The 12,167-nt window shown below is 45.0% G+C and carries 7 protein-coding genes; 5 read left to right on the top strand and 2 right to left on the bottom strand.

The window, feature by feature from the left end:
• Positions 1 to 73 precede the first annotated feature (73 nt).
• The 5 genes from R7O03_RS18710 to R7O03_RS18690 are packed head-to-tail and all read left to right on the top strand — an operon-like array spanning position 74 to position 10,036.
• Positions 74 to 2,215 carry an N-6 DNA methylase gene (locus tag R7O03_RS18710; RefSeq protein ID WP_318131936.1) on the top strand — a complete coding sequence of 714 codons (2,142 nt, stop codon included), beginning with the start codon at positions 74 to 76 and terminating at the stop codon, positions 2,213 to 2,215.
• Positions 2,212 to 3,339 (top strand): restriction endonuclease subunit S, encoded by a 1,128-nt coding sequence (locus tag R7O03_RS18705; RefSeq protein WP_140333546.1) that lies wholly within the window; start codon positions 2,212 to 2,214, stop codon positions 3,337 to 3,339. The genes R7O03_RS18710 and R7O03_RS18705 overlap by 4 nt, the downstream gene beginning before the upstream one ends.
• 14 nt (positions 3,340 to 3,353) lie before the next feature.
• Positions 3,354 to 5,453, top strand: a complete 2,100-nt coding sequence (locus tag R7O03_RS18700) for a RecQ family ATP-dependent DNA helicase (protein WP_182293110.1) — start codon at positions 3,354 to 3,356, stop codon at positions 5,451 to 5,453.
• Positions 5,450 to 6,778 carry a DNA-processing protein DprA gene (locus R7O03_RS18695; protein WP_275875428.1) on the top strand — a complete coding sequence of 443 codons (1,329 nt, stop codon included), beginning with the start codon at positions 5,450 to 5,452 and terminating at the stop codon, positions 6,776 to 6,778. The genes R7O03_RS18700 and R7O03_RS18695 overlap by 4 nt, the downstream gene beginning before the upstream one ends.
• A 12-nt stretch (positions 6,779 to 6,790) precedes the next feature.
• Positions 6,791 to 10,036: a type I restriction endonuclease subunit R gene (locus R7O03_RS18690; protein WP_318131935.1), complete on the top strand. Its 3,246-nt coding sequence runs from the start codon at positions 6,791 to 6,793 to the stop codon at positions 10,034 to 10,036.
• 164 nt (positions 10,037 to 10,200) lie between these two features.
• On the opposite strand, the gene R7O03_RS18685 is transcribed toward R7O03_RS18690, so the two are convergent.
• The gene (locus tag R7O03_RS18685; protein WP_140333550.1) at positions 10,201 to 10,866 is read right to left on the bottom strand and encodes a DUF4276 family protein; all 666 of its coding nucleotides are present in this window, start codon (positions 10,864 to 10,866) and stop codon (positions 10,201 to 10,203) included.
• A complete protein-coding gene (locus R7O03_RS18680; protein WP_140333551.1) occupies positions 10,863 to 11,966 on the bottom strand; it encodes an AAA family ATPase in 1,104 nt (367 codons plus the stop codon). The genes R7O03_RS18685 and R7O03_RS18680 overlap by 4 nt, the downstream gene beginning before the upstream one ends.
• Positions 11,967 to 12,167: the final 201 nt, after the last annotated feature.

The raw sequence follows: 12,167 nt of genomic DNA, 5'->3' as shown, positions 1-12,167 counted from the left end.
TTTGAGATGGAGTGCCTCCAAGGCCACCATCAGTTGTTGAATGATACTCCAAGAATGATCAGGATTTGGCCTTATGGCACAACTAGAAAATATCGAAGCAATCGAAAAACGACTTTGGAAATCCGCCGATAACCTCAGAGCCAACTCTGAGCTGGCGAGTAATGAATACTTTCTCCCAGTCATGGGGCTTATTTTTTTGCGTCATGCTTATAGTCGTTATCTGGCGGTCAAAGAAGAGATTATTGCTGAACTGCCAAGCCGTGGTGGTAAAACACGCGAACTGACCAAAGAAGATTTCTCACAGAAGAGTGCCATATTCCTCGCTCCAGAAGCTCAGTTTGATTACCTGATTGCTCTGACCGATGCAGATAAGCGTGCGGAAGCAATCATTCAGGCGATGGAGTCCATTGAGAAAGATTACAAAACCCTCAAAGACCAATTGCCGAAGCAGGAATACAACAATATCCCGAACGATGTTCTCGGTGTGTTGCTGCGCACTTTAAACCCAGAAGAACTGAAAAAAGCCAGCGGCGATATATTTGGGCGTATTTACGAATACTTCCTGACTGAGTTTGCTGATCAAGGTGCTCACGATGGCGGTGAATTCTTCACGCCAGTTTCTTTGGTGCAATTGCTGGTTAATGTGCTGGAACCTGATCATGGTAAGATTTTTGATCCAGCTTGTGGCTCGGGTGGTATGTTTGTTCAAAGCGCTCACTTTATGGAGCGTAACGCTCAGAACCCGCAAGAACTGACCTTTTACGGACATGAGAAAAACAGAGTAACTACCCGCCTCGCTAAAATGAACTTGGCCGTACATGGCTTAGAAGGCAACGTTGAGGGTGGTGAAAGCGCCATCACCTACTACAACGACCCCCATGAAGGGTTGTTTGGTACTGTCGATTATGTAATGGCTAACCCTCCATTTAACGTTGATGAGGTAGATGCTGACAAAGTCAAAAAAGACAATGCGCGTTTGCCGTTTGGATTGCCGGGAGTCAATAAAAACAAAAAAGTTAGCAATGCCAACTACTTGTGGATTCAGTATTTCTATAGCTACCTGAACGACACAGGACGCGCAGGCTTTGTGATGTCTTCACAAGCATCGAGTGCCGGACGTGATGAAGCGAAGGTGCGTGAACAATTGGTGAAAACAGGTGACGTTGACATCATGGTCGATGTTCGTGGCAATTTCTTTTATACCCGGAGCGTGCCTTGCCAGCTTTGGTTCCTAGACAAGAGCAAGCCCGCCAACCTAAAAAACAAAGTACTGATGTTGGATGCGCGTAACGTGTACCGCAAAGTTACGCGCAAGATTTATGATTTCAGCCCTGAGCAACAAAAGAACCTGACCGCCATTGTTTGGCTATACCGCAATGAAGGTAAGCGGTTTATTGAACTGGTGCGAGAGTACATTTCGCGTAGTTTGTTGGAAGCACAGCTGTGCGGGAAAATTGAAAGATCTGACGTCAAATACGTACCTGACTTTATCGCTGAGTTGGAAAAGTTACAAAAAGCCTTTGCGCCATTTATGACCTTGTTGGAAAAAGCCGGTATTGATTTGGATGTTCACACCGAGTTTCTGCATGTAAAAGAGGTGACTGAACAAAGCTGGTCTGCAATGCAAGCGATAACCTCAAGCTTACAAATACGCTGGAGTGCTGATGACATTAATCAGGTTAGCGGGTTAGTCACGTTTACCGACAAAGACGAAAGCCTCAAAGCACTGGCGGATCAAAGCCGGAATCTGATCAAAGAGTTGGATTTGGCATATAAGCTGGCAACTCGCGTCATCGAGCTAGCTGAAGCCAATGGCGCTAAAGACAGCGACCTTTGGGATAGCACTTTACTTAATGGCCGTGGCCGTAAAAACTTGAAAAAGTCTGCGGATGAAGCACGCAAGCTGGCAGTTGAGCAACTTAAGCAGGTGCGTTACTTTTACAAACAGGCACATTGGCTGTTAAGCCGCTTCCCTGAAGGTAAGCTCCGTGATATAGCAGGCTTAGTGAAGTTGGTGGATATCAAAGATATTGAAGCGGCAGGATGGAGTCTTACACCGGGACAATATGTAGGCGTTGCACCTGAAGAAATTGATGACGAGTTTGATTTTGAAGAGTCACTGCGTGATATCCATATTGAACTTAAGGGGCTAAACACAGAAGCGGTTGAGTTAGCTCAGAAGATTGCCCGCAACTTTGAGGAGTTAGCGGTATGAGTTGGTCTGATAAATCACTGGATGAACTTGGAACTGTATCAAGAGGTCGTTCGCGGCATAGGCCTAGAGATGCGGCACACTTATATGGTGGCCCTTATCCATTTGTGCAAACCGCAGATGTGAAGCGTGCAGGTCTGTATCTATCTGAGTATTCAAAAACATACAGTGATGAAGGTTTGGCGCAAAGTAAGCTGTGGCCGACAGGCACGCTTTGTATAACCATTGCAGCGAACATTGCTGATACGTCAATCCTCGCTATCGATGCTTGTTTCCCAGATAGTGTCATTGGTTTTATTCCTGATCCAGAAAAATCGGATGCTCGGTTTATCAAGTATCTTTTCGATGCAGTGCTGAAGTTACAATACCGTCAGGTCAGTCAAGGGGCCGCACAAGATAATCTGAGTCAAGGGAAGTTACTTGCTTTGAAATTCTCTGTTCCTGATGACGTTAATGAACAAATTCGAATTGCTGACTTCATCGCTAGCTACGACGACCTCATTGAAAACAACCGCCGTCGTATCCAGCTTTTGGAGGAATCTGCACGCCTTCTTTATCAGGAGTGGTTTGTTTACTTGCGCTTCCCTGGCCATGAGCAGGCAAAGATCATTGATGGTGTGCCTGAGGGGTGGGAGAAAAAAACATTAAAGCAAATAGCTACGCTTAACTATGGTAAAGCCTTAAAAGCCGATGTCCGGATTCCTGGCCCTTATCCTGTGTATGGCTCTAGTGGTGACGTCGGTTCGCATGAGAAAGCTCTAGTAGATGGACCTGGTATTGTTATTGGCAGGAAAGGGAATATTGGTAGTGTGTTTTGGGTAAATACTGACTTTTTTCCTATTGATACGGTTTATTTCATTACACAGGAGCAAAGCAGTCTTTTTCTGTATCACGCATTAAAAAATGTTCAGTTCATAAATACTGATGTGGCAGTTCCGGGATTAAACCGTGACATGGCTTATAGTCGCGAAATATTGGTTCCAGATGAGATCAACTACCAAAACTTCATAAGAGAAGTGCAACCAATCCAAGAACAAATCAATAAGTTGCAAGACTACAGCGATAAACTTGCGAAAGCCCGTGATCTACTGTTACCTAAACTGATGAGTGGTGAATTAGCCGTTTAATTCAAGGAGAGAATATGAACCGAGTTCAGGCCCAACAACTATTACAAACTGCATTGGCAAACCCTGCCGCTGAGTTCCGAGATGGACAGTGGGAAGCGATAGATGCCTTGGTCAATCATCGGCAGAAATTGCTGGTTGTTCAGCGCACGGGCTGGGGTAAAAGCTCGGTTTATTTTATCAGCACCAAAATCTTCCGTGATCGTGGTATGGGGCCAACCATTATCGTTTCCCCCTTACTGGCTTTGATGCGCAACCAGATAGAATCGGCGCAGCGTCTAGGTATTGTTGCGGAAACCATGAACTCTACCAATACCGCGGATTGGGAAGCAGTAAAGCAACGCATCTTGAATAATCAGATCGATTGTTTATTGATCTCCCCTGAGCGGCTGGCAAACGACAACTTCATTGAAACTGTACTTCAGCCTATTTCTGATCGTATCTCGTTGATGGTGATTGACGAGGCGCACTGTATTTCAGACTGGGGGCACGACTTCCGCCCTGATTACCGCCGCATTGTGAATATTCTGCGTCAGTTACCGCCCAATACGCCAGTCTTGGGCACAACGGCCACGGCAAACAACCGTGTGGTGGAGGATATCCAAACACAGCTGGGTGATATTCAAATCCAAAGAGGGGCTTTGTCTCGCGACAGCCTAGCGCTGCAAACCATGGTGCTGCCGGATCAGGCATCGCGTTTGGCATGGTTAGCGCAGGTTATCCCTACGCTAGAAGGGACGGGGATTGTCTATACACTAACGGTGCGTGATGCAGAACAAGTTGCACAGTGGCTTAAAGATAATGGCATTAATGCTTGTGCTTACCATGGCAGTATTGAAGCTGAAGGCTTTGAAAACAGCAACGAGTATCGTCAGCATCTGGAGCACATGCTGCTCCAAAACGATATTAAGGCCCTTGTTGCAACGACTGCACTGGGGATGGGCTACGACAAACCTGATCTGAGCTTTGTTATCCATTATCAGGCTCCGGGATCTATTGTGGCTTATTACCAACAGGTTGGTCGTGCTGGGAGAGGCATTGAGCATGCGATTGGTGTACTGATGTCTGGAACGGAAGACACCGATATTCATGAGTTTTTCCGTTCATCAGCGTTTCCTTCTGAGCCGCAGGTTAATGAAATTCTTGCTGTATTGGCGGCCTGTGATGGGTTGTCGATTCCTCGTATCGAAGAGAGAACCAACCTTCGTCATGGTCAGATTGAAAAGGTCTTGAAGCTGCTGAGTGTTGAAAGCCCTGCGCCTGTTATCAAAGTGGGGTCTCAATGGCGCAGGACGGCCGTTCATTTCACCATGGATCGGGAGCGTATCGAACACCTCACCTCTCAACGCGAACAAGAGTGGCAAGAAGTTCAGGCTTACCTTGGTGCTGCTGATTGTAAAATGACCTATCTCCGCCGAGCGTTGGATGATAATGACCCTACCCCTTGCGGAAAGTGTGCATCTTGTCTTGGGCAAGCCGTAATTAATCTTCCAGTCAATCCTGCATTAGCCCATCAAGCGGCCACATTCCTTAAACATGCGGAGATGGTTATAAAGCCTCGAGCACAAGTCGCTGCAAATGCCTTTTTAGAATACGGGTTCAGTGGCAATCTCCCTCAAAACCTTCGGGCGAACGAGGGGCGTGTGCTTTCCCGATGGGGTGATGCAGGCTGGGGTAAAGTGGTAGCAGATCAAAAACACGCTGGTCAGTTTAGCGATGAACTGGTCGAAGCGATGGCGACTATGATCCTGGAGCGTTGGCATCCAAACCCGATGCCGCAATGGGTGTGCTGTGTGCCTTCCCGTAACCATCCAGAGCTAGTGCCTCAATTTGCTCGTAAGCTGGCACTTAGGCTTGAGCTGCCATTTATAGACGCAGTAAGTAAAGTGAAGAACAATCAGCCTCAAAAAGGGCAGCAGAACCGATTCCATCAGTGTCGTAATTTGGATGGTGCGTTTGCCATCACTCAACCCGTTCCTAATACTCCAATGTTACTTGTTGATGATATTGTAGATTCAGGATGGACGCTGACCGTTATCGCAGCATTACTAAAACAAGCAGGCAGTGGTGATGTATATCCCGTTGCTTTGGCCTCTTCTTCGGTGAACGACGCATGAATTTATCGCCAATAGCACAGGCAACATTGTTGCTGACGAGTTATTTTTCGAAAGCAAACACTGAGGATGTAAAGCCTCTCTCCAATGCAGAATGGGGACGTTTTGCTTTGTGGTTGAAAGATAAGTCAATTACGCCAGCTGATTTATTGGTTTCAGACCCTAGGCCTTTGCTGCATGGATGGCGTGATACTCGAGTTAGCATAGAGCGTATCGAGTCTTTGTTAAATCGAGGCCACAGCTTGGCTTTGGCGGTTGAAAAATGGCGACGTGCAGGTCTTTGGCTAGTGACCCGATCTGATCCTGATTATCCCAAGCGTTTGAAGCTTAAGTTAAAGAATGATTCTCCCCCAGTTTTATTTGGTTGTGGCAATAAGTCATTACTTAATTCTGGTGGCTTGGCTGTAATTGGCTCAAGAAATGCGAGCGTTGCAGATCTTGCTTTTACTGAACAATTAGGTGTAAAAGCCGCCTCTGAAGGCATTGCTATCGTATCTGGTGGTGCAAGAGGTGTAGATGAGGCGGCTATGCAGGGCGCGATGCTTCGTGGTGGCTCAGTGATTGGTGTGATGGCTGATAGCCTGCTCAAAGCGGCAACCAGTGCCAAATGGCGTAAGGGCTTGCTCGAAAATAACGTTGTACTTGTATCTCCATTTTATCCAGAGGCGGGCTTCAATGCTGGTAATGCAATGGCTCGCAACAAGTACATCTATTGCATGGCTTCAAGTTCGTTAGTGATTCACTCAGGAAAGAAAGGTGGTACCTTAAATGGTGCAGAGGAAAACCTCAAGAAAGGCTGGGTACCTTTGTGGGTTAAACCAACCAATGATACCAATGCTGCAAATGCGGATTTGGTGGAGAAAGGCGGCGCTTGGATTGAATCTGATCTTTCCATGCTTCAAATAGCCTCAATGCTACAACCAAATAAGCAGAATTCGTTGGTATCTACGCCTACGCAGCGCAATCTCTTCACCACTCCAGACCTACCTGGGATATTTGATGAGCTAGAAACAGAAGAGAAAACTGAAAATGTGACAGCTTCTGATTCAAAGATGGGTGTCAAAAACGATGAAGTCGCTCAAATATCGGAAAAAGAACAATCAGAAGATGTTAATGAATCGATAGCGTCACACCCTGTTGATTTTTATAATATATTTTTAGGTGAGCTCTATCGATTAGCCAGCTCTCCAATCACGCTCGAAGAACTCATCGAGCAGACAGGGCTTCATAAATCACAACTTAATGATTGGCTGAAAAGAGCAAGTGAAGAATGTGTAGTGAAGAAGCTGAGTAAGCCAGTGCGCTATCAGGTAATCAATAACAACTAAAAGGATAAAGCCATGCCCATGACAGAAGATGTCCTAGTTCAAGAGGTAACTGCAGACTATCTGTTGAATGAATTGAAATGGGATGAGTCTTTCATGGGGCTGCACGAGCGGATGGGTAAAGAAGGGGATCTCGGCAGAACCTCAGAGCAGGAAGTCGTTCTTACCCGCTACCTTGGTGAAAAGCTTATAGAGCTCAATCCAGGGTTACCCTCCGAGGCCTATCAAGAAGCCCTGCGGATTGTTGTTGATGCTCCCACCTCTCGCAATATTGTTGGTGTAAACAAAGAAAAGTACGCGTTACACAAAAATGGTGTAGACGTTACTTTCACCAATGATAAAGGCGCTCGGGTCAAAAACAGCCTGCGTTTGTTTGATTTCGATAACTACGAAAACAATCACTTTTTGATTGTTCGTGAGTTTTGGGTGAAAGGTGAGATCTATCGCCGAAGAGCCGATGTGGTCGGTTTTGTAAATGGTATTCCACTGTTGTTTATGGAGCTGAAAAACGTACACAAAGATATTCGAGCAGCATACGAACAAAACCTTTCAGATTACAAAGACACTATCCCACACCTATTCTATCACAATGCCTTTATCGTCTTAGGGAATGGTATTGATGCCAAAATTGGTTCGGTTTCAAGTCAGTTCGAGCACTTTAATGATTGGAAGCGTCTTAGCGAGGAAGAGCCAGGTGTTGTGGAGATGGAAACCCTTTTAAAAGGTACCTGCTCCAAGACAAACCTGATGGATATCTTTGAGAACTTCACGTTGTTTGATCAAAGCTCAGGCCGTTTGATAAAAATTGTTGCTCGAAACCACCAGTATTTGGGTGTTTGTCGTGCTGTTGATGCTGTTGTTAATCGAAATGAACGTCTTGGTAAGCTTGGTGTTTTTTGGCATACGCAAGGGTCCGGTAAATCCTATTCAATAGTGTTTTTTGCCCAAATGGTGCACCGAAAGCTGGGGGGTAACTACACCTTTATCGTTCTGACCGATCGGGAAGATTTAGACACGCAAATCTATAAAACTTTTGCCGGATGTGGCCTGGTCAACAACGATAAAGACCCGTGTCGAGCTAAGAGTGGGAAGGATTTGAAGTCGCTTATCGGTGAGCAAAAGGCATTTGTCTTTACTCTAATTCAGAAGTTCAACGAGAGAGTCGATCCTAAAAAACCGTATTCAGAGCGCGATGACATCATCATTATTACCGATGAAGCTCACCGCACTCAATATGGTGACTTGGCGCTAAATATGCGTAATGCCTTGCCGAAGGCCAGCTTCATTGGCTTTACGGGGACGCCGCTATTTAAAGAAGATCAAATTACGAAGAAGTTTTTCGGTGATTACATCTCCACCTATGACTTCCAAAGAGCTGTTGAGGATAAAGCGACAGTTCCGCTTTATTACGACGCTCGTGGTGAGGATTTGGTCTTTACTGATGATGATGGTAACCAACACAGTGTGGCTGACCCTAAGGGGCTCAACGAGCGTATCGCTGAAAAGCTTGAAGAATTGGAAATTGATGATGTTGATGTTCAGCAAAAATTAGAACGTGAACTGAAGCGTGATTATCACATCATCACATCTTCAAGCCGTTTAGATCAGATAGCACGAGACTTTGTTTCCCATTACGCCAACGGGTGGGAAACGGGTAAGGCTATGTTTGTCTGCTTAGATAAAATCACTTGTGTACGCATGCACAAGTTAATTGATTTCTATTGGCAGGAACACATTAAAACCAAGGAAGCCAGTCTTTCTAAGGCAACGGATGAGCAAGACTTGGCGTGGCGTGAGCGCCAGTTGGCCTGGATGAAAGAAACACTGATGGCGGTAGTTGTCAGTGAAGAGCAAGGTGAAATTGCTAAGTTTGAAAAGTGGGGGTTGGATATTAAACCTCACCGTCAGCTAATGAAGACTGGATTCGAATTACAAGACGGCTCTCGTCTGGATATGGAAGAAGCCTTCAAAGCCAGTGAGCATCCGTTCAGAGTGGCAATCGTCTGTGCCATGTGGCTGACGGGATTTGATGTTCCAACATTATCAACTCTGTATCTTGATAAGCCACTAAAAGCACACACGTTAATGCAAGCGATTGCTCGTGCTAATCGGGTTGCTGAAGGGAAGAGTAACGGTCTAATAGTTGATTATTGTGGAATTCTAAAGAACTTGCGCAAAGCGCTAGCAACTTTTGCGGGCACAGGTGACGAAGGCCATGGTGGCGAAAATGATGAAACCGATCCAGCAAAACCTAATGAAGAGTTGCTTGATAATCTAAATGAAGCCGTTAGCTTTGTCGTCGAGTTTCTCCGCAAGCATGAATTTGAGCTAGAGACGATAATCACAGAGACAGGTTTCGCCCGCAATGCTGCTATTGTCAAAGCTAAAGAGGTTATTAACCAAAGCGATGAGACTAGAAAGCGATTTGAGGTAATGTCGCGAGAGGTCTTCAATCGATTTAAATCTTGTATCAATGTACCGGGTATCAATGGCTATAGAGATATTCGCGACGCTATCAATATACTTTACAAGAGCTTGCAGGCTGACAAAGAGAAAGCCGATATCACGGATATCATGAAAGAGCTGCATGCAATTGTTGACGCCAGTATTGATACTTCCCACCAGATCGGTGAAGAAAATCCAAACTCAGACAAGATCTTTGATATTAGTAAAATCGACTTTGAGCGACTACGCCAGGAGTTTACTCGCTCGGAACGCAAGAACACAACGGTACAAACCCTTAAGCATGCGGTAGAGCAAAAATTGGCCAGACTGATGTTTCAGAATCCATTGAGAACTGATTATCAAGAGCACTACGAAAAACTGGTGAAGGAATACAACCAAGAGAAGGATCGCGTTGTTATTGAAAAGACCTTTGAAGCTCTGCTCATTCTGAATGACGAATTGTCGAGAGAGGAGAAACGAGCTCTGCGTGAAGGTCTAGACGAGGAGTCTCTGGTGCTTTTTGATCTGTTGAGCAAACCGAACCTAAAACCAAAAGAAATAGTGACTATCAAGAAAGTGGCAACCTCGCTACTTGCAACCCTTAAAGCTGAGCGTTTGAAAGTGTCGAACTGGCAACAAAAAGAATCTGCGCGTGATGCGGTTAAACAGCAAATTTATGACTTTCTTTATGACGAAAAGACTGGTCTACCAGTAGAGGATTATGAAGAGGAAGAAATTTCTGTAATAACTGAAAGGGTGTTTCTACATATTTTTCGAGCATATCCTGAACTGCCTTCTCCTATCTATGGTTCATGATTTTTAAAATCTAATGAGAAACTAGCGGTTAGAATGGAAGGGGGCCCGCATCCAGGGGTATCAATTATGTGTATTGTTTTGCGGATAACTCTTGGGAGTCTCAACATCCTTTTTAGTTAAGAGAAATTCAGTAACTTTTGCCTCACTAACCGGCTTAACTTAGGTTAAGCCAGTGCTTCTATATTTTTTAGCCAAGTATCAAACAAAGGACATTTCTCACGCATGGTTTCTAGACCCACTTCTAAAGCTGCCAAAGTTCCTAAAAGTGGTTTTTCATAGCCGAAAATATGCTTCTCGATGCGCTTACTTGGTGCTGTTTGCGGGCTATTGTTGATATGTTCTGGTGAGTCGAAGCTGTTTGCGATCTCGGTAAAGACCGTTTCCAGTTCTACTCTATCCATACCTTGAGCCATCTTTATCGGATCGCTGAAGAGCAGTGCTTCAAACTCGTACATCTGCACGTAAGGGATAAACCGACGCATAGCGTTCGCACCGATTTTCTCAGTCAATTTTTCAGCGAATGCGTTTTGTAGTGTTTGAGCCTTAACAGCGACAGGTGCATTGGCATCGACGGCATTCTTACCAGGGAAGCTCTCTGGTAACCCGTAGAAATCAAAGAAGGTGGTGCAATAACACTGTTGATCTGCCAGCAAACGCTTTTCGATATCAGGAGCAAGCCGTTCAAACTTGAAGTTTCCTCCTTTATGGCCTGGGCGACCGATAAGCCCTGGCATCAAGTAAATGCCTTTAAGGGCGAATGGCTCCACCAGCAACTCTTTCACAAAAGCTTCTTCTGTTTGTCCTTCACAAATTACATGCACTATGGTCATTTTGATGGTCTCCCACCAATGATGTTTTTCTCCCATAGCTCGCCAACCGAATAATCATCTAGCCAAGTACGGAATTTATCAGCATCTAAGCGTTTAAATGTCGATGCGCCTTCTTCACGCTCTACAACAATAAGATCATCCAACTCAAATTCATTAAGCAGTGGAACGGATTGCGTAGATACGATCACCTGCATCCGTTTTGACGCACTGCGTAACAATGCCCCTAATAGCGTTATCGCATAAGGGTGCAAACCTAGTTCAGGCTCATCAATGATGATGGTCGATGGTGGGTTAGGTTGCAATAAAGCTGTGACCAAACAAATAAAACGGATAGAGCCATCGGAAAGCTGACTAGGCCAAAGAGGGTAGTCACTATCGGCTTGTTTCCACAGTAAGCGTATTTGCTCTTCACCAGAAGCAAGCGGAATAGATTTGAGAACGAAATCATCAAAGAATGGTACAGCTAAGCGCACGGTTTTGCAGATTTGTGCATAGACCTCAGAGTTTTCACGCTGTAGCTTAAATAAGTATGCGGCTAAGTTGCTCGCATCTGAACGTAGATACTCGTTATCGTGAACTGCCCCAAGGCGCTTTACTGCTGCTGTGTCGCTCGTATCATGGAAATGAAAAACCTTCCAAGCAGAAATCGCTGAATAACAGAAAGAGGCCACTTTTGATGACGTGCCTGATTGCATCTCTTTCTTTAAGTTAGACTCCTTGTGTCCGGCTCCTAAGTTGGGCTCTGTAACCCCAAAAAATGGGCCGTCGAAATAGAGCTTCTCACTCGAAAAAGTGAAATTATCGTCCGTGGTAGGCTCTAAATCTGCCGAATAGCCATTCACCCCAAAACGTATAGTGGTATGAAGTTTCTGAGTCTCTTTGACGCCATATGACAATACACGATCAGCGCCACCTTGTTTGCTCGTCCAAACTTGCAAACGACCTTCAACTAACTCATGCAACATTCTAAAGTAACTGACAAAGTTACTCTTACCGACGCCATTTGCACCGATAAGAACGTTTAAGTTGTTGAGCTGTAGCTTATCCAGCGAACGGATAGACTTAAAACCCTGGATGGTTAACCTGTCTATCTTACTCATTGGCTTCCTCTTTTCTGATAACGACGTATTGTTGATTGAATGGCTTGTTGATTTAGCAGAACTAAGCGTATTTCGATTGATGGACGATTATACCTCACAACCGTCACTTTCTGCGCTTTTCTCTTTGTTTTCTCAATCAAACTCTGACGGTCTTAAAATTGTGCATCAAGTCTAAGATGAGAGTAGCACACAAATCCGCGT

The organism is Vibrio sp. Vb2960 (genome assembly GCF_033337665.1).
GTDB lineage: Bacteria > Pseudomonadota > Gammaproteobacteria > Enterobacterales > Vibrionaceae > Vibrio > Vibrio alginolyticus.
Note: the sequence above shows the minus strand (reverse complement) of the source record. Positions and strands in the feature narration are given on the sequence as shown.

Bases quoted from the DNA above. Each gene is read 5' to 3' on its own strand.
- R7O03_RS18695 (WP_275875428.1), top strand. From the start codon at position 5,450: ATGAATTTATCGCCAATAGCACAGGCAACATTGTTGCTGACGAGTTAT.
- R7O03_RS18705 (WP_140333546.1), top strand. From the start codon at position 2,212: ATGAGTTGGTCTGATAAATCACTGGATGAACTTGGAACTGTATCAAGA.
- R7O03_RS18685 (WP_140333550.1), bottom strand. From the start codon at position 10,866: ATGACCATAGTGCATGTAATTTGTGAAGGACAAACAGAAGAAGCTTTT.
- R7O03_RS18690 (WP_318131935.1), top strand. From the start codon at position 6,791: ATGCCCATGACAGAAGATGTCCTAGTTCAAGAGGTAACTGCAGACTAT.
- R7O03_RS18700 (WP_182293110.1), top strand. From the start codon at position 3,354: ATGAACCGAGTTCAGGCCCAACAACTATTACAAACTGCATTGGCAAAC.
- R7O03_RS18680 (WP_140333551.1), bottom strand. From the start codon at position 11,966: ATGAGTAAGATAGACAGGTTAACCATCCAGGGTTTTAAGTCTATCCGT.
- R7O03_RS18710 (WP_318131936.1), top strand. From the start codon at position 74: ATGGCACAACTAGAAAATATCGAAGCAATCGAAAAACGACTTTGGAAA.